This window comes from Opitutus sp. sgz309028 (genome assembly GCF_059821195.1).
The window spans coordinates 542,950-560,824 of sequence record NZ_JCAMRR010000002.1; the positions used below are offsets into that span (position 1 = coordinate 542,950).

General features: G+C 65.7%; 11 protein-coding genes. 4 read left to right on the top strand and 7 right to left on the bottom strand.

Features of this window, described 5'->3' with window-relative positions:
* Nucleotides 1-41: 41 nt before the first annotated feature.
* Both AC6RV7_RS08050 and AC6RV7_RS08055 read left to right on the top strand, forming a co-directional pair.
* On the top strand, nt 42-659 hold the full coding sequence (locus AC6RV7_RS08050; protein ID WP_500093454.1) for an HNH endonuclease: 618 nt from the start codon (nt 42-44) through the stop codon (nt 657-659).
* A 282-nt stretch (nt 660-941) separates the two neighbouring features.
* Nucleotides 942-1,466 carry a glycine cleavage system transcriptional repressor gene (locus tag AC6RV7_RS08055; RefSeq protein WP_500093456.1) on the top strand — a complete coding sequence of 175 codons (525 nt, stop codon included), beginning with the start codon at nt 942-944 and terminating at the stop codon, nt 1,464-1,466.
* Nucleotides 1,467-1,473: 7 nt separating this feature from the next.
* On the opposite strand, the gene AC6RV7_RS08060 is transcribed toward AC6RV7_RS08055, so the two are convergent.
* The 3 genes from AC6RV7_RS08060 to glnD all read right to left on the bottom strand — a co-directional run bounded on the left by AC6RV7_RS08060 (nt 1,474) and on the right by glnD (nt 6,414).
* Nucleotides 1,474-1,698: a hypothetical protein gene (locus AC6RV7_RS08060; protein ID WP_500093458.1), complete on the bottom strand. Its 225-nt coding sequence runs from the start codon at nt 1,696-1,698 to the stop codon at nt 1,474-1,476.
* Nucleotides 1,695-3,404 (bottom strand): GAF domain-containing protein, encoded by a 1,710-nt coding sequence (locus AC6RV7_RS08065; RefSeq protein ID WP_500093460.1) that lies wholly within the window; start codon nt 3,402-3,404, stop codon nt 1,695-1,697. The genes AC6RV7_RS08060 and AC6RV7_RS08065 overlap by 4 nt, the downstream gene beginning before the upstream one ends.
* Nucleotides 3,405-3,600: 196 nt before the next feature.
* Nucleotides 3,601-6,414 carry a [protein-PII] uridylyltransferase gene (glnD, locus tag AC6RV7_RS08070; RefSeq protein ID WP_500093461.1) on the bottom strand — a complete coding sequence of 938 codons (2,814 nt, stop codon included), beginning with the start codon at nt 6,412-6,414 and terminating at the stop codon, nt 3,601-3,603.
* A 240-nt stretch (nt 6,415-6,654) separates the two neighbouring features.
* On the opposite strand from glnD, the gene AC6RV7_RS08075 reads away from it, so the two are divergent.
* The gene (locus AC6RV7_RS08075; RefSeq protein WP_500093462.1) at nt 6,655-9,363 is read left to right on the top strand and encodes a valine--tRNA ligase; all 2,709 of its coding nucleotides are present in this window, start codon (nt 6,655-6,657) and stop codon (nt 9,361-9,363) included.
* Nucleotides 9,364-9,463: 100 nt separating this feature from the next.
* A complete protein-coding gene (locus tag AC6RV7_RS08080; RefSeq protein ID WP_500093463.1) occupies nt 9,464-10,828 on the top strand; it encodes a hydroxysqualene dehydroxylase in 1,365 nt (454 codons plus the stop codon).
* Between the two features lie 18 nt (nt 10,829-10,846).
* Here the strand turns inward: AC6RV7_RS08080 and AC6RV7_RS08085 are convergent, their stop codons facing one another.
* From AC6RV7_RS08085 to AC6RV7_RS08100, 4 genes are all read right to left on the bottom strand, one after another.
* Complete coding sequence (locus AC6RV7_RS08085) at nt 10,847-12,727, bottom strand: ATP-binding protein (protein ID WP_500093464.1); 1,881 nt, start codon at nt 12,725-12,727, stop codon at nt 10,847-10,849.
* 103 nt (nt 12,728-12,830) lie between these two features.
* Nucleotides 12,831-14,000 carry a glycoside hydrolase family 130 protein gene (locus AC6RV7_RS08090; protein ID WP_500094193.1) on the bottom strand — a complete coding sequence of 390 codons (1,170 nt, stop codon included), beginning with the start codon at nt 13,998-14,000 and terminating at the stop codon, nt 12,831-12,833.
* A gap of 106 nt (nt 14,001-14,106) precedes the next feature.
* A complete protein-coding gene (locus AC6RV7_RS08095; protein WP_500093465.1) occupies nt 14,107-15,321 on the bottom strand; it encodes an AGE family epimerase/isomerase in 1,215 nt (404 codons plus the stop codon).
* A gap of 21 nt (nt 15,322-15,342) precedes the next feature.
* Nucleotides 15,343-17,736, bottom strand: coding sequence for a glycoside hydrolase family 94 protein (locus AC6RV7_RS08100; protein ID WP_500093466.1), 2,394 nt, complete (start codon nt 17,734-17,736; stop codon nt 15,343-15,345).
* Nucleotides 17,737-17,875 lie beyond the last annotated feature (139 nt).

A 17,875-nucleotide genomic window follows, 5' to 3' on the forward strand; every position in this document is an offset into this window, starting at 1 on the left:
TTGACACTCCGGCGGTCCGGAGATTATTGCCGTGGCCCCGTATGGAAGCGGCGCTCGATCAACCGGTGCTGGTTTTGAATCGCCTGTGGCAGGCAGTGAATGTCATCGGCGCGAAGCGGGCCTTCGGGTTGCTCGCGCGGGGGCATGCGCAGGTGGTGCATCATCTCGACGACGATTTCCGCACGTTTGCGTTGATGGACTGGATCGATTTTTCGGTTCACAACCCGCCGATCGAGGAACTGGAAACCGTGCGCACGCCGAGCCGCACGATCCGCCTGCCGCGCGTGATCCTGCTCACGTTTTTCGACAAGCTCCCGTGCAAGGAGCTGAAGCTCACGCGCAACAACATCTTCGAACGCGACAAGAACACCTGCCAGTATTGCGGCCGGATCTTCGCGCGCGAGCAGCTCAATCTCGATCACGTGATCCCGCGCGATTACGGCGGGAAGACGACGTGGGAAAACATCGTCTGCTCCTGCATCAAATGTAACACGAAGAAGGCGAACCGGCTCCCGCACGAGGCGCACCTGCGCCTGATTCGCAAGCCCGTCCGCCCGAAATGGCGGCCGGTGATCTCGCTCGTGCTGGGCAACCAGCACCGCGAAATGTGGAAGGACTTCCTCGATCTCGCTTACTGGAACGTCGAGCTCGACGAGTGAGGCGTCAGCGGGTGGGCGGGCTTTGACGAGATTGTGACAGATGTTTTCGCAGCCGCGCGCGATTCGTGCCGATCAGAGAGGCGCGCCGCCGGTGCGTTTCGTTGTGAACGGATCGCGGCGCTCGTCTGCCGAATCCCGGCGGACGATGAAACGAAGTCCCGCCTGCGGGGATTTCGGGGCCTCCTGATTGTCTAGCAGTCGCGCCGGCGAGCGATCGCCGGCGCGGCTTTTGGCGGCCACTGCAGCATTGCGACGCGCCGGGCGACGTGCAGCGTGGGTGGCATGCTCACGACTTTGGTGATGACGGTGATCGGTGCAGACCGGCCCGGCCTGGTGCAACTCGTCGCGGCGTGCGTCGCGGATCACGGCGGCAACTGGCTCGAGAGCCGGATGTGCCGGCTCGGCGGGCAGTTCGCCGGTATTCTCCGCGTTGAGGTCGAGCAGGAACGCGCGCCGGAATTGACGCGCGCCCTCGGCGAGCTCGAGGCGAAGGGACTCAACGTGATCATTCACGCCGAGCCCGTGGCGGTCGGGGCGGGTCGCGGATCGGTCGCGACGCTCGAACTGGTGGGCAACGATCGTCCCGGAATCCTGCGGAGCATTTCTGGCGTGCTCGCCTCACACGGCGTCAACGTCGAGGAACTCGCGTCCGAACGCGTGAGCGCCCCGATGGGCGGCGGCACGCTGTTTCAGGCACGCGCGCTCGTGCTGGTGCCCGAGGACGTGAAGCTCGCCGCGGTGCGCGCGGATCTGGAAAAAATCGCCGGCGACCTCATGGTCGACCTGCGGCTGCAGCCGAAAGTCTGACCGCGTTTCATTTCGCGGAAAAGTTCTGGCGCAGGACGAGCCAGAGAACGGAGGCCAGGATCAGATCGGTGAACGCGACCAGCAGTCGCAGCGGGAGCGCGAGCCGGGGCACGACCGTGAGGGCGAGCACCGCCATCACGATCAGGGCGACGATGACGACGCGCAGGATCAGACGCTGGCGCGCAAGCTGGGCGGAATTTCCCGACGGAGGTGGAGAGGGAGGCGTGTTCATTTGGCCAGGGGAAGACTGACGCGCATGGTGGTGCCCTGCGGTCCGGTTGATACAAGCGCGATGTCACCGTGATGGCTTTCGAGGATCCGTCGCGCGATCGCGAGCCCGAGGCCGGTGCCGCCGGGACGGCCGGAGAGAAACGAATCGAAGATCCGCGGCGCGAGTTCGGCGGGGATGCCGCCGCCGGTGTCGGTTACGTCGAGCGTGACGAATGGCGTGGCCCCGCGCAGCTGTTCGCCGATGAGGAGGGAGAGCTCGCCACCGCCGTTCATCGCCTCGGTGGAGTTGAAAATCAGGTTGAGCAGCACCTGCTGGATCTGGCCCTTGTGCGCGTCGATCACGAGCGGGCGGGCGGGCGGTTCGTAGCGCAGTTGAATCTGCAGTTGGGCGAGTTTGGGACGGACGAGAACGAGCGTGTCGCTGACGACATCGGCGATGGACCAGCGCGAGTGGAGCGCGGCCGGCGCTTTGGCGAAATTGAGCACGCGCAGGACGATGGCCTCGAGCTGGTCGAGTTTTTCGTTGATGACGCGGAGATCGGTGCGACGCGGATCGTCGGGCGGGAAATCGAGTCCGAGGCCGCCGTGGAGGAGCTTGATCACGGTGAGCGGATTGCGGATCTCGTGGGCGATTTCGGCGGCGAGGAGACCGAGCGTGGTGAGCTGCTCGTTCTTGCGAAGCGTTTCCTCGCTTTGAAACACGCGCGCGTAGAGGCGGGCGTTTTGGAGCGCGACGGCGCCGAGATTCGCGAGCGTCGCGCAGGCACGCTTCTCGTCGTCGTCGAAGCGGTGCAGCCGGTCGAGATAAACGGCGAGCACGCCGAACACCTCGCCCTCATACATCAAAGGCGTGAACAAGGCGGAGCGGAGCGCGAGATCGGCGGGCAGATCGGCGAGGGCCTGGAAACCGGGTGTCTGGATGTTCGCGAATTCGACCGGCCGCTGCGTGTGGAGGGCGGCGGCGAGCAGGCAGTTTTCGAGCGGCAGATCCTCGTCGGGTGCCGGCGTGCCGTTGGGCGGCGGCGGATGCGCGGCGGCGCAGCGGACGGACCGGCGCGGCGCATCGTGGAGGTAAATCGCGCAGAGCTTCGCCTGCATCATGCGGCAGGTGTCGCGCGTCAAGGTGGCGAAGAGCTCCTGCACCTCGAGCTTGGCGACGACCGACTGGCCGGTGGTGAGCAGGGTTTCAAGCTGACGGGCCTTGGCCTGCAGGTGACGCGTGCGCCAGAGCTGGAGGACCATGCCGGCGGTTTCCGCGGCGAGCTGTTCCAACAATGCCAGGTCCGCCGAGGTGAAGCCGCCCGTCCGATCGCTTTCGAGATCGATCACGCCGATCACGCGGTCGCCATCGACGAGCGGCGCCGCCATTTCGCACCGGGCGCCGGGGCGAACGGCGATGTAGCGCGATTCGACGGAAACGTCGGGCACGAGCAGCGCGCGGGCGTTGAGGACGCACCAGCCGGTGACGCCGTGGCCGAGCTTGAGGCCGGCGGTATCGGCGGTGTCGGGGAGCCCGACCTGGACTTCCTGTTCGAGGCGGCCGCTGCCGGGATTGAGCAGGGAAATCGCGCCGGCATCCGCGCCGAACGTCGCGATCAACTCGTCGAGCGCGCTGCGAAGTGCGCTGCGCGGATCCGGCGCGCGACCGGCGAGGGAAGCGAGCCGGTAGAGGATCGGAAGCGCGCGCGAATCGGCAGGCGAGGACATGCGCGGGAGCGTGAGCGCTGCGCGACGGGGCGGAAAGTCGGAAGTAGGTGGGGGAGTCGCGCGGTGCGCCACGGCGAGACCGCGCGGAGAAGCTGGAGGTAGGGCGGGGTCGCCTGGCCCCGCCGTTTGCCTTCGTGAGTCTTGCGATCGGCAGGGTCGGGAGACCCCGCCCTACAAAGGCGGCGTTTGTCCCCGCTCAGCTGGCGCCGGCGGTGGGGGCGGGCGCCGACGGACGGATCACTTCGGTCAGCGTGTCGCGCAGCGCCTGCAGGCGTGGCGTGTCGATCGGCTGGCTGGGCTCCGAGCTCTCGATATAAAACGTGTCGATGGCGACGCCGCGCTCCGTGCCGATGCGGGCGAAGGTGATGTCGAAGCCCTGATCCGAAATGATCTTGGCGAGCCGGTAGAGCAGGCCGATCTGGTCGCGCGCCTGGATTTCCACGATCGTCCGCTGCATCGCCAGTTCGTGGTAAACCTCGACGGTGGGCGGAAAGGAGTTGTGCAGGGCCTCGCCGTTGTTGACGCCGGTGTAGCGGCTGGCGGCGTGTTTCTTCGCCTGCGCGACGATCTCGGGATAGAGGTCCTTGTTGGAGACGAGCGCCGCCTCGATCGTGCGTGCAAACGTTTCCTGGGCGCTGGCGCTCTGGACGACGCCGCGGCCAGGCTCGACGACGTAAAAGGTGTCGATCGCGATGTGGTCGGAGCGCGAAATGATCTTCGCGCCAAGGATACTGAGACCCGCGACGCTGAAGGCGCCGGCGAGTTTGTAGAAGAGGCCGGCGCGATCCCAGGTGACGACGTCGACCACGGTGAGCGAGCGGTTGAGGTCGTCGTGCCAGTCGATGATCGGTTTGAGCGAGCCGACGGATTCGGCGTTCGCGATCGATTTGAGCAGCCGGTTGACCATCTGGATGTGCAGCGCGATCTCGTCGCCGTCCGTCTGCACGAAATACCGTTCCGGGAGCAGGCCGAAGTGAGCGACGATCTCGTCGGAGCTGATGCCGGGGATCTGGCGGGAAATGAGTTCCTGCTGGGTCATTTGCTTCTTCTTTTCGTAACTGGCGTGAACGGCTGCGCCAAGACTGAGGTGTTCTAGCGTAGCACGAAAAAGGCTCGTGTGAAGGGTGTCCTTGTAGCTGTTCCACAGGCCCGCGGCGGTGCCGCGCGCGTCACAGAACGTGTGCACGTAAAGGTGGCGGAGTTTCTCGGCGTCGCCGACGAGTTCGGCGAAGGCAGCGGCGGTGTTGGGATCATCGACGTCCCGCTTCTGCCAGAATCGTGCCATCGCCAGGTGATTTTTGATCACGAAGGCGACGAGCTCCTGGCCTTCGGGAGCCACGCGGAGCCGCGTCATGATCGGCAGCGCCACCTCGACGCCGCGATCGGCGTGGCCCTTGATGCCGTCGGCCTTGCCGATGTCGTGCAGCAGGAGCGTGAGGTAAAGCAGCGTCGGTTCGGACGTTTCGTGCAGCGCCTCGCGATATTTCAACGTGATCGGCTCGGCCTCGGTGTAGATCAGGTCGAGCTGCCGAATCGCCTCGAGCGTGTGCACGTCCGCGGTGTAGCGGTGGTAAAACTCGTGCTGCACGAGGCACGTCAGCCCCTCGAATTCGGGGATGAGTTGCGCGAGCATGCCGAGTTCGTGCATCGCGCTGAGCGTGGGAAACACCGCGCCGGCTTCGGACAGGATCGCGCGGAACGTGATGTTGGCGTCGTGGGAATCGCGGTAGGCCGGCGTGAAGAGCGGGAGCGACTCGCGGATGAGCGCCGCAAGATGGAAATCGAGGGAGCAATCCAGCTGCTGACGATGGCGGAAAACGCGGATCAGCCGGATCGGGTCTTCGCGGAAGACGTCGGGGGTCTCCGCGGCGAGCTCACGGCCGCGGAGCACGAAACCATCGAGCCGCTTGCTGCGGCGCAGGCGCGAGGCGAGGAGGCTGTCGCGGAGCGAGACCTTGGCGCCTTGCGCATCGCGGCCGATCGACAGCGCCAGCCGGCTCTCGACGAGCTTCGAAATGCGGAAGATCGACTGCGCCGCGCGATAGTAGTCCTGCATGAAGTGCTCGACGCGGACGAGCAGGTCTTCATCGCGATAGCCGAGGTGCTCCGCCACGCGGGGTTGCAGGCCGAGGTCGAGGACGTCGGTCGGATGCGAGCTGAGGAAATGGACCTCGTTGCGGACGCGGAAAAGGAAGTCGTAGGCGCGGGTGAACTCGGCGAGCTCTTCCGGGCGGAGGTAGTTTTGCGTGCCGAGCTCCTCGATCTTCGAGATGCCGAGTTTCACGCGCGCCATCCAGAGGGTGTTCTGGAAATCGCGCAGGCCGCCGACGCCGTTTTTCAGATCCGGCTCCTGGAGAAAAACCGTGTCGCCATACTTCGCGCGTCGCTGCGCCTGGTCGTCGAGCCGGGCGGCGATGTAGCCTTTCGGGTTCTCCGAAGTGGAAAACGCATAGTAGGCCTGCGCGAACGTCTCGTAGAGCGAGGCGGAGCCGGCGACGAGCCGCGCCTCGAGCAGCGAGGTCAGCGTCTGGATGTCGTTGCGAGCCTCGGCAAAGACCTCGTCGACGTTGCGGGTCGAGTGGCCGACCTTCAGGCCGCAATCCCAGAGCGGATAAAGGATCTCGTTGGTGAGGTGTTCGAGAAAGCCGGTGATGGCCGCGTGCTTGGTCTTGGCCGGCAGCAGGAACATCACGTCGATGTCGCTCAACGGACTGAGCTCGCCGCGGCCATAGCCGCCGAGCGCGACCAGCGCCACCGGCACCGGCGGTTTGCCGTGGAGGCGCGTGTAGCCTGTGATGGCGCCATCGAAAAGCCGGATCAGCATCCGGTCGAGCGTGGCGGCCCGCTCGTGGGCGATCTCCAAGCCGGACGCGCCAGCGGCGTGACGGGCGCGCAACGCCGCACTTTGCGCCTGCAGATACGCTTTGCAGGCTGCGAGCCGTTCCGCCGGAGCGGCGTTCTCCGGGAAGGCGAGCGGATCGACCGGCAGGTCAGTGTGAGTGACGGACATGAAAAGCGCGGAAGAGAACGGAAATCGGCCGGCGGCGCGAGGGGGAAGTGGCGCGTCCGGCCGGACGCGCCACTTCGGTTTTGAGTTTTGGGTTTCGGGTTTTGAGTTTTCCCGCCTCCCGGCTCTAGGCGCTCAGCTCTGGGCTCTTAGCTCTTAGCTCTGGGCTCTCGGCTCCTTTTAACCACTTGCCTCTCGGGTCGGCGGGGGGTTTTCTCCCGCGTTTCAGCACCTGCAAGCACCATGCCCGAGATCACCAAGAGCTACGAAGCCCGCGACGTTGAGCAGAAATGGTATGCCGCCTGGTTGGAGGCCAAAGCCTTTCGGGGTGAAGTGGATCCGTCACGCGCGCCCTACAGCATCGTGATCCCGCCGCCCAATGTCACCGGCGTGCTGACGATGGGGCACGTGTTGAACAACACGATCCAGGACATCCTCATCCGCCGCGCGCGGCTGGAGGGCTGCTCGACGATGTGGCTGCCGGGCACGGATCACGCCGGCATCGCGACGCAAACGGTGGTCGAGCGCGAGCTGCGCAAGCAGAAGAAAACGCGGCACGATTTCGGGCGGGAAAAGTTCGTCGAGAAAGTCTGGGAATGGCGCCACGAAAAGGGCGGCATCATCCTCGAGCAGCTGCGCCGGCTCGGCGCGTCGTGCGACTGGGATCGCACCGCGTTCACGATGGATCCGGGGTATTCGAAGCGCGTGCTGCACGTCTTCGTGGAGCTGTTCAAACGAGGCTACATTTACCGCGGCAAGCGGATGGTGAACTGGTGCCCCGTGTCGCTCACTGCGCTCTCCGACGAGGAAGTGATCATGAAGCCGGTCAACGGCACGCTCTATCGCGTGCGTTACGAGCTGGTCGACCAGCCGGGCCGTTTCATCGAAGTGAAGACGACGCGGCCGGAAACGATTCCGGGCGACGTCGCGATTGCGGTGCATCCCGACGATCCGCGTTACGCCGATGTGATCGGTAAAAAGGTGCGCCGGCCGATCGGACCCGCCGCAGAAATTCCGATCATCGCCGACACCGCGGTGGACAAGGAATTCGGCTCCGGCGCGCTCAAGATCACGCCCGCGCATGACAAGGTCGACTACGAGATCGGCCTGCGCCACAAGCTGCCGGTCATCGACGTCCTCAATCCCAACGGCGTGCTCAACGAACTCGCCGGACCCGAGCTCGACGGCGTGGAGCGTTTCGCCGGCCGCAAGCAGGCGGCGGAATTGTTGAAAGCCGCCGGCGCGCTCGTCGACGAGGAAGCTTATTCCAACAACGTGGGTTTCTCCGAACGCGCCGACGTGCCGATCGAGCCGCGCCTCACCGAGCAATGGTGGCTGCGTTATCCGAAGATCGAAGAGGCGAAGGCGGCGGTGCGCGACGGACACATCCGTTTCCACCCCGAGCGCTGGTCGAAGGTTTACCTGCACTGGCTGGAAAACATCCAGGACTGGTGCATCAGCCGCCAGCTGTGGTGGGGCCATCGCATTCCGGTGTGGTATCGAAAAGGTGGAGACCGCTCCGATCCGCAAAACTGGCACGTGTCGGTCGACGGTCCGGCGGATCCGCAAAATTGGGAGCAGGAGGAGGACGTGCTCGATACGTGGGCGTCGTCCTGGCTCTGGCCGTTTGCGACCATGGGCTGGCCGGACGAAGCCGAGATGAAGCAGGCCGGATTCGATTATTTTTATCCGACGAGCACGCTCGTGACCGGACCGGACATCATCTTCTTCTGGGTTGCGCGCATGATCATGGCCGGACTCGAGTTCGTGCGACCGGGCGAGCCGATCGAGCGGCGGATTCCGTTCAAGGACGTTTACTTCACCGGCATCATCCGCGACCAGCAGGGCCGCAAGATGTCGAAGTCGCTCGGCAACTCGCCCGATCCGCTCGACCTGATCGCGAAATACGGCGCCGACGGGCTGCGCTTCGGCATCATCTCGATCGCGCCGCAGGGCCAGGACATCCGTTTCAACGAGGACCGGATCGAAGGCGGTAAGAATTTCTGCAACAAGCTCTGGAACGCCTGCCGCTTCCGCCAGATGAGCGGCGAGGCCGGCGACAACTCCAGCCTGGCGACGATCATGGCGCGACTCGAGCCGGCGAAATTCGACGCCGACGACCACGCGATCCTCGACCGCCTCTTCGCGACCACGCGCGAGGTCGACCGCTGTTTCGCGGCGTTCGAGTTCAGCGCGGCGGTGCAGGCCTTGTATTCATTTTTCTGGAACGATTTCTGCGACTGGTATGTGGAGGTCTCGAAGGCGAAGATGCAGGCGGCCGACACGAAGGCCAACTGCCTCGCGATCCAGGACCTCGTGCTGCGCCAGACGCTGCTGCTGCTGCATCCCTTCATCCCGTTCATCACGGAAGAACTCTGGAGCCTGCTCGGCTACGGCGCGCCGGGAACGTTCATCCAGGACGCCCGTCTGGACAACGCGTCGCAACTCGCGACGAGCTCGCATGCGCGCGGACTCGTGCTCGATCGCTCGCAGATCGAGGCGGTCGAGTCGTTGAAGGTTTTTATGTCGCAAGCCCGCGCCTTGAAGGCCGAGCACAACCTCGCGAGCCGTCGCGACGTGAAGTTCTTCGTCACCGCGACCGATGCGCAGTGGGCCACGCTCGAGACCAATCTGGCGAAGGCGCTGCGCATGGCGGGTGCCGCGGAGATCACGCGGCGGACGTCAGTCGAGGGCGCGCCGGCGGTCGTGACGCCGCTCGGCACACTGTATCTCGATCTCGCGAGCACGGTCGACGTGGCCGCGGAAAAAGTGCGGCTGAAAAAAGAGCTCGATCAGATCACGAAGCACATCGCCGGCACGGAAGCGCGGCTCGGGAACGAGGCGTTCGTCAGCAAGGCGCCGCCAGCGGTAATCGAAGGCGCGCGCAAGCAGCTCACCGAGCAGCAGGCGAAACGGACGGAGCTCGAACGACTCTTGCAGTCGCTCGGTTAAGTCTCTGGCGTTTCCCGGATTTTCCCCATCGCGCATCGGGGAAAAGGAGCGTCGCCGCGCGCGGAGCGAACCGCGTTGCGGCGCGGGTGTCGCTGCGCGGATGAACGGAAACGACCTCATTCCGAACGTGGACGCGATCGTGGTGGGCGCCGGGCTGGCGGGCTTGAGCGCTGCGTTGGAATTGGCCGAACAGGGTTTTGGCGTGCTCGTGCTTGAAGCGAAACCCTGGACCGGCGGTCGCACGGCGTCGTGGACCGATCCCGACGGCATGCGCGTGGAGTCGGGGCTGCACCGCGTGATCGGCACGTATCGCGCGCTGCCAGAGCTGCTGCGACGCGCGGGTGTGGATTGGAACGAGATCGTGATCTGGGAAGACGAGGTGGAGTTTCGCCAGCCGGGCCCGCAGCCGTCGGCGGTATTTTCCGCGGCGCCGCTGCGGAATCCGCTGCAAACGCTGGCGGACATCGCCGGGCACAACGATTACCTTTCGCCCGGCGCGAAACTTTCGTTTTCCCGCTTTCTGACGCGCGGCGTATTGGATTTCGCGAACGAGCCGGCGATGCTGGATCGGCGGTCGGTGCTCGAATACGCACGGGAACTCGACGTGCATCCGGACGTGATCTCGAAACTCCTCGAGCCGTTGACGGCGGGGATCTACTTCGTGCCGGCGAGCCGGTTGTCGGCGTTGGTGTTCATGGCGCTGATCGCGCCTTATCTCAACAACGCCGCCGCGATGCGCATCGGGGCGTTCGCCGGCGGGATGACGGACGTGATGACCGAGCCGCTGGCGGAAGCGATTCGGGCGCGCCATGGCACGGTGCTGACGAACGCGCCCGTGGAGCGGCTGCTGGTCGAGAACGAACGCGTGGTGGGCGTTGTCGCCGCGGGCGTGACGTATCGCGCACGCCATGTTGTCCTCGCGAGCTCGTTACAGGCGACGCAGCGCTTGGTCGCGGCGCCCTTCGCGGACGCGGCGTGGACGGAGCCGCTGCGGCGTTTGCCCACGATGCCGGCGGTGACGCTGCAACTCGAACTCGAGGAACCGTCGATGGCGGTGGATCGCACGACGTTCGGCGTTGGCACGGCGCTGGCGTGTTTCAGCGAACAGCGGCGCACGACGTTTCGCGGTTTACCGGGGCGGCTCTCAATCATCATAGCGCCGGCCGATGAGTTGATCGATCTGCCGGTGGATCGCGTGCTCGCGATTGCGTTGGAAGATGCGGACAAGCTCGGGCTCAACGTGCGCAATCGCGTCACGCGTTATCGCCTGGTGAATCACCGCGACGATTTCTATTCGCTCGCGCCGGGCAACGATCACTTGCGGCCGTCGCAGGACACGCCGGTGCGCGGGCTGTCGCTGGCGGGGGATTTCACGCGCCAGCCGTTTGTCGCGACGATGGAAGGCGCGGTCGTGTCAGGTCAGCGCGCCGCGGAAGTGGCCGCCCGCGAGCTCCGGAGCGCGTGAGGCGCGCTGCTCCGGCGATCACGGCGTGGGGTCGGCGAGCGGAGTGGAGTTTGCCTCCGGTGTCGGCGCAAAGCGGGCGAGGGCCGCGTGCAGTTCGGCGAGCTTCACCGGTTTGGCGACGAAATCGTTCATGCCCGCGGCGAGGCAGCGCAGGCGTTCTTCCGGCAGCGCCGCCGCGGTGAGGGCGAGGACGGGAATCCGCGCGGCGGCGCGGCGGTGCGGGAGCGGATCTTCCGACCAGGCGCGCAGCCGGCGGGTGGTTTCCCAACCATCGAGATTCGGCATGTGGCAATCCATCAGCACGGCGGCGGGCAGCGGATCGCGTTCGAGGGCGGTGAGGGCTTCGGCGCCGTCAGTGACCATGGTGAAGTCGCAGCCGAGGTAGGCGAGTTGGGACGCGAGGATGCGGCGGTTGATTTCGTTGTCCTCGGCGACGAGCACGCGCAACGCCAACGGTTGCTCGATCGGCGGAGCGGCGAGCGCGGCCGGGGTGACCGGATCGATCGCGGGAAGGGCGATCGTGAAGTGAAAGCACGAGCCGGCCGCGGGTCGGCTCTCCACTTCGAGCCGTCCGCCCATCATTTCCACGAGATGCCGGCTGATCGCGAGGCCGAGTCCGCTGCCGCCGTAGCGGCGGGTGGTGGAGGAATCGGCTTGGGTGAACCGCTCGAAGATCCGCGCGAGCGTAGCGGAGTCCATCCCGATGCCGGTATCGCGCACGGCGAAACGGATTTGATCGGAGCCGAGTAATTCCGCCGAGATGCGCACCTCTCCGCCCGGCGGGGTGAACTTCAGCGCATTCGAAAGGAGATTGAGCAGCACCTGTCGCAGGCGATAGCCGTCGCCGGCGCGGTAGCCAGAAAGCTCCGAGGCGATGGCACCCTCCAGTCGGACCGACGCGAGCACTGCCCGCGGCGCGAGGAGGGCAAGCGTGTCGCGCACCGTCGCGGCGACGTCGAAGGGATGCGTGTCGAGCACGAGCTGGCCGGCTTCGATTTTCGAGAGGTCGAGGATGTCGCCCAACAAACGCAGCAGGAGATCGCCGGATTTGGAAATGATCCGCACGTGCTCGGCGGCGTCGGCGGGCAGGTCGGCGCGGCGCAAAAGCAGATCGGAGGAGCCGATGATACCGTTGAGCGGCGTGCGGATCTCGTGGCTCATGTTGGCCAGGAATTCGCTTTTCGCGCGCGACGCGGCTTCGGCGCGGTGACTCGCCTCCTCGAGCTCGACGGTGCGCTCGGCGACGAGACGGTTGAGGTTGGCGTTGTGCGCGCGCGTCTCGGTCAGCGCCTGTTCGCTCCGTTGCTGCACGGCCTGGATCATGCGCAGCAACGCGAGTCCCAAGCCGAAAACGATGGTGACGGCGAGCAGCCCTTCGCGGAGCACGCTGTCGGCCACGAGGGAAAGCTGGTTCCGCTCGTCGATGAGGCGGAGCACGCGCAGGTGGAAGTCCAGGTGGAAGCCGACGACCAGAACAAACAGGAGCGCGGCCGCCCGCGGCGTCGCGAAGGTCACGGCGAACAGCAGGAACACCATGTCCATGGCGAACAGCTGAAAGCCCAGCGCGACGGGATACGGGATCTCGACGGCGAAGAGGACCGAGAGATGCAGCGTCAGGATGACCCCAAGCGAAAGGCCGTTGGCGGCGCGCTGCAGCTGTCCCCGCCACACCGCGCGTAGCGCCCAAGCCGAAATGACGGCGAGGAAAATGCTGTAGCCGATCCGCACGCCGACGGCGTGAGGCTGGAGCCAGAGCAGTTTGAGAATGTTGAGCGGCGCAAGGACGGTCAGTGCGCCGACCAGCACGGCAAACAGACGCGCCTTCAGCCGGACGAAATACGGCATCTGGCCGTAGATTTCGTCGAGGCGGGAAAAGAAAGCGGCCAGGGAGCGGCTCATCGGGGCGGGCACACTGAGCGATCGCCCGCTTGGCAGCTATCTCAATTTCGGAGAAGCAAAGCGAGAGGTTTGCAGTCCGCACCCCCCGGCCGTTCGAAGCGGCTCAGCCCCGCAGCGCCCGGTTGGCGCGGATCAGCGCGAGGCGCTGATCGACCGCGAGCCGGGTGGTGTAAGCTTCCTCCGGCGTGTGCAGGCACCAGTCGACGAGCTTGGCGACGGAGGAACGCGCCACGTAGCAACGCGTGTCGGAGGCGCCGTAGTAGATCAGCACGGTGCCGTCGGGCAACTCGACCCAGCCGTTGGAGAAGGTGACGTTGGAGACGTCGCCGATCCGCTCGCTCTCATACGGCGCGAGGAAATGCCCACCCGGACGCGCGATGACCTTCGACGGATCGTCGAGCGACGTCATGAACATATACAGGACGTAACGCAGGCCTGCCGCGCAGGCGCGCACGCCATGCGCCAGGTGCAGCCAGCCTTGCGGCGTCTTGATCGGCACCGGGCCCTGGCCGTTCTTCACCTCCTTGATCGTGTGATAGGCGCGCGCATCGATGATCTTCTCGGGACCGGTCACGCCGGTCGTGATGTCCTCGCACAAAGTCCAGCCAATGCCACCGCCGGAGCCGACGTCGATGAACCCGTCCATCGGCCGCGTGTAGAACGCATATTTTCCGTCCACGAATTCGGGGTGGAGGACGACGTTGCGTTGCTGGGACGCGGGCGTCTTCAGATTCGGCAGGCGCTCCCACTCCTTGAAATCCCTCGTGCGGACGATGCCGGCCTGCGCGACCGCCGACGACAGGTCGCCGGGCGCGGCGTCGGGATCCTTCGCTTCCGCGCAGAACACGCCATAGATCCAGCCGTCCTGGTGAAACACCACGCGCATGTCGTAGACATTCGTCTCGGGCGCGACCTCGGGCAGGTCGACGGGTTCGTCCCAGAAGCGGAAGTTGTCGATGCCATTGGGCGATTCCGCGATCGCGAAGAAGCTTTTGCGATCGTAACCCTCGGTGCGCACGACGAGGTGAACCTTGCCCCGCCAGTAAAACGCGCCGGGGTTGAGCGTCGCGTTGATGCCAAGCCGCTCCATGAAAAACGGGTTCGTCTGCGGGTTGAAATCGTAGCGCCACTCGAGCGGCGTATGGCGGTCGGTGACGACCGGATAGAGGAAACGCTCGAACACGCCGTTATCCCAGACGGGATCGACGGGGTTGCGGCGCTTGAGAAACGCCTCGTGCGATGCGCGAACTTTTTTCACGCGCGCGGCGAACATACGGGGGATGGCGGCGGCTTTCGACGAGCCGCGCGCGGCGGATTTCTTTTGGGGAGAAGACCTGGTTTTCATGTTGGAAGAAGGTGCGGAGTTGAAAAACGGGCGCTCACATCCGGGCTGCGATCGCCCGCAAACGGGCCGGCGCTTCGAGGCCGGTGCGACCGTTGTGATACGGGCATTTCCAGAAACCGAGTTTCAGCTCCCCGGCGAGGACCTGGCCGTCGCGCGTCACGCCGCGCAGCCATTCGCCGTGGGTGCGATCGATCAGGCGGGATTCGATAAACTCCCAGGTGCGCAACGCGGCGCGGAGATGGCGCTCGTCGCCACGAAGCTGATACGCGTTGAGGAAGCCGACCACCGCCTCGGCCTGCGGCCACCATTCCTTGTTGGTGTTGGTCAACCCGCGGGGGCCGCCTTCGTTGAAAATCGCGCCGTCGGCATCGACGCCTTCGGCGAGCGTGACATCCGCGATGCGCACCGCGAGGGCGTGCACGCGCGCCAGCAATGACGGATCGCCGATGGCTTCGGCGGCATCGGTCAGCAGCCACGCGGCCTCGATGTCGTGGCCGTAGGAAACACGGTCGTGACGCAGCGACCAGTCGTTGGCGAAGAAGAGCCCGAGGTGGGCCGTGCGCGGATCCACGATCCGGTCGAGCATCACCTGGACGAGCTCGCCGAGCGCGCAGCGCAGCTCGGCGTCCGGCCAGACGCGGAGCAGGTTGGCGTAAGCTTCCATCACGTGCAGGTGCGTGTTCTGCGACTTGGGTTCGTTGAGATCGACGGGACTGAGCCGCTGGTCGGCGATCGGCTGCCAGGTGCGCGAGAAGGCCTCGACATAGCCGCCGAACTCCGGCTCGCGCGCGTGGTCTTCGAGCAGCCGGTAAACGGCGATCGCCAGGTCGAGCGGTTCGCGACGGCCGGACGCGCGGTGGTATTCCGAAAGCGCGTAAATCGCGAACGCCTGCCCGTAAACCTGCTTGCGGTCGCGCAGCACGCGGCCGTCGGCGGCGATCGACCAGTAGAATCCGCCGTATTGCGGGTCGTGAAAATGCGCGAGCAGGTCGGCGTAGGCGCGGTCCGCCATCGCCAGATAGTCCGCCTGACCGTAGTGGTGGTGGGCGGCGGAAAACGTCCACAGGATCCGGCACGCGAGGAGCGCGCCGCGTTCGGCGGCGGGATCAACCTGCAGGTCGTTGGTCAGCGAACCGACGAAAGCGCCGGTCGCCGGATCGACGCCGTGGCGTATCCAGAAAGGCAGGATGTTGCCGCGCAGGTCGGCTTCGATCCGGTCGGCGCAGGTCAGGAGAGCGGTGCGGTCCATGCAGGAAACGCGGGCGGCGGTTCAGCCGAGAATCGCGACAATCTTCGCGCGGTTCCGAAGCTTGCCGGCCGGAATGAGATTCCCCTCGATCGCTCGTCCGTCGACCGTCAGCGATCGGATGCCGCGACAAACGCCGGCGGGATTCCTGACCTCGATGTGGAGCGTCTTGCCGCGAAACACGCGCCGTGCGGTGAAGCCGGGCCAGTCGCGCGGGATGCACGGATCGATGCGCAGGCCTTCGACTTCCGGGCGCAGCCCGAGAATGTGATGCGTGGCGGTGTAGTGCGACCACGACGCGGTGCCCGACAGCCAGGGCACGCGGGAGCGGCCGAACTTCTTCGACGTCGGCGCGTGCGTGCTCTGACAGTGCGCGAACGGCTCGATCTCGCGGAGCTCGGCGCGGTCGTTTTGCGCCGCCGGCATGAAGGCGCGGTAGTAGGCGTAGGCGGCGTCGCCGTCGCCCCGCGCAATCTCGGCGAGCACGATCCAGCTTTGCGTGTGGCTGAAGATGCCGCCGTTTTCCTTGGTGCCGGGATTGAACAGCACCGCGCGCATGACTTTCACAGGCGTGCGGGCGAACGGCGGATGACACAGGGCCGCGCCGTATTCGGAGGATAGATACTTTTTAACTGCGGCGAGAGCGCGCTCGGTCTGGTCGGGCGAGGCGGCGCCTGAGAGAATTGCCCAGCACTGGGTGTTGAGATAGATCCGGCCCTCGGCGGCGTCCTTGGTGCCGAAGACGGTGCCGTCCTCGCCAATCGCCCAGATAAACCAGTCACCGTCCCAGCAGACCTTGGCAATTTTGCGGTCGAGTTTCGCGAGCTCGGCGAGCGCCCAGGCTTTCTCCTTCGGCTTGCGCAGGGTTTCCGCGATCTCGGCGTAGGTTTTCAGACCGAGGCGGACCTGAAACGTGACGAACACGGATTCGCCTTTGTAGCCGAGTTTCAGGCAATCGTTCCAGTCGGCGAGCAATCCGCAGGGCAGACCGTGACGGCCGGTGCGGGCGAGATTGAACTCGAGGGCGCGACGGAGGTGCCCGAAGACGGTGTCGCGGCCGCGATCCGCGTAAGGAACCACCTCGCGATAGAAATCGAGGTCGCCGGTTTCGGCGACGTAGGCCGGGACGGCGTTGAAAAACCAGAGGCAGTCGTCGCTGCGATAATGCTGCGGCGGCGTCGGCTTCATGCGGCCGGGCGTGTGCGACCAGGGCCGGATCTCGGGTTGCGCGCCGCCGGTGGAATCCTGGCCAGAGAGCATCAGGATCATCCGTTCGCGGACGAGTTGCGGGATCATCGCGGAGACCCCGAGGAAGTCCTGCACGGTGTCGCGGAAACCGAAACCATCGCGCTGATCGCCGGTATAGACGAGCGAGCAGGAGCGCGACCATTCGAACGTCACGAGCGCGTTATAGGCCCCCCAGACGTTGGTCATGTGATCGAACGCCGGATCGGGCGTCTGGACGTGGATCGAATCGAGCAGCCCGTGCCAGTGCTTTTTCAGACGGCCGAATTCGCGTTCGCAGGCGCCGATGCTGCCGAATTTTTGGCGGAGCTTTTTCGCGGCGGCGTGCTGGCCGATGCCGAGGAGAACGAGGACGTCGGTCGACTCGCCGGGGACGAGTTCGAGATCGCTCTGGATCGAGCCGCAGCCGTCGTCGGAGGAATGCTCGTGATTGCCGCACGCGCCGCGCTCGACGGTTTCGGGCCGGTCGTAGCTGCGGTAGGCGCCGAGGAACCGGTCGCGTTCGCACTCGAAGCCGGCGATCCGGCCGCCGAGCTGGGTCATCCACCACCAGCGGGATTGGTCGCGGTTGGCGAAGTTGGCGGCGTCGACCGGGAGACGACCGCAGGAGGACGCGAGGATGAAGCCGTCGCGCCAGACGGCTTCGGAGATATACTGCGCGTATTGGAGATTGAGGGTGTCGTTGAGCAGGTTCCACTCGGTGGTGAACTCGCAGAACGAAAACACGCTCAGGCGCCGCGGGGTGTCACCGGTGTTGGTGAGCTTGAGACGCCAGTATTCAAACTCCTGATTCAGCGGGATGAAGTAGGTCGCCTCGGTGCGGATCCCGCGCCAGGCGCTCTCGATCGTGGCGTAGCCGGGACCAAAACGCGTGGTGGTGGCGAATTCGGCGAGGGGCTTGGCCACGGGCTGCCAGGCGGCCGACCAGAAATCGCCGGAGTCGCGATCGCGCAGATAAAACTGCCGGCCCGGCAGGTCCGCGGGCACGGAGTTGTAACGATGCCGCAGGATGCGGCCGTCGGCGGGCGAGCGGGTGAAACTGTAGCCGCCGGCCTGGTGCGTGACGATGCCGCCGTAGCGGCGCGAGCCGAGGTAGTTGGACCAGGCCCGCGGGGTGTCGGGCCGGGTGATGACGTATTCGCGAGCTGCGTCGTCGAAATGTCCGTAGTTCATGGGGCGCTGCGCAGCTTCAGGACGGGCGGACCGGCCGGCAATCGTGCGCCGTTGAGTTCTGTTGCACGGGTGATGAGGTCCCGCCGCAGCCGATGACGGTGGCGCGGGGGGGCGAATCCGTTGGGGCGAAGTGCGGGAG

Bases quoted from the DNA above. Each gene is read 5' to 3' on its own strand.
- glnD (WP_500093461.1), bottom strand. From the start codon at position 6,414: ATGTCCGTCACTCACACTGACCTGCCGGTCGATCCGCTCGCCTTCCCG.
- AC6RV7_RS08095 (WP_500093465.1), bottom strand. From the start codon at position 15,321: ATGGACCGCACCGCTCTCCTGACCTGCGCCGACCGGATCGAAGCCGAC.
- AC6RV7_RS08050 (WP_500093454.1), top strand. From the start codon at position 42: ATGGAAGCGGCGCTCGATCAACCGGTGCTGGTTTTGAATCGCCTGTGG.
- AC6RV7_RS08075 (WP_500093462.1), top strand. From the start codon at position 6,655: ATGCCCGAGATCACCAAGAGCTACGAAGCCCGCGACGTTGAGCAGAAA.
- AC6RV7_RS08100 (WP_500093466.1), bottom strand. From the start codon at position 17,736: ATGAACTACGGACATTTCGACGACGCAGCTCGCGAATACGTCATCACC.
- AC6RV7_RS08080 (WP_500093463.1), top strand. From the start codon at position 9,464: ATGAACGGAAACGACCTCATTCCGAACGTGGACGCGATCGTGGTGGGC.
- AC6RV7_RS08085 (WP_500093464.1), bottom strand. From the start codon at position 12,727: ATGAGCCGCTCCCTGGCCGCTTTCTTTTCCCGCCTCGACGAAATCTAC.
- AC6RV7_RS08055 (WP_500093456.1), top strand. From the start codon at position 942: ATGCTCACGACTTTGGTGATGACGGTGATCGGTGCAGACCGGCCCGGC.
- AC6RV7_RS08060 (WP_500093458.1), bottom strand. From the start codon at position 1,698: ATGAACACGCCTCCCTCTCCACCTCCGTCGGGAAATTCCGCCCAGCTT.
- AC6RV7_RS08065 (WP_500093460.1), bottom strand. From the start codon at position 3,404: ATGTCCTCGCCTGCCGATTCGCGCGCGCTTCCGATCCTCTACCGGCTC.
- AC6RV7_RS08090 (WP_500094193.1), bottom strand. From the start codon at position 14,000: ATGTTCGCCGCGCGCGTGAAAAAAGTTCGCGCATCGCACGAGGCGTTT.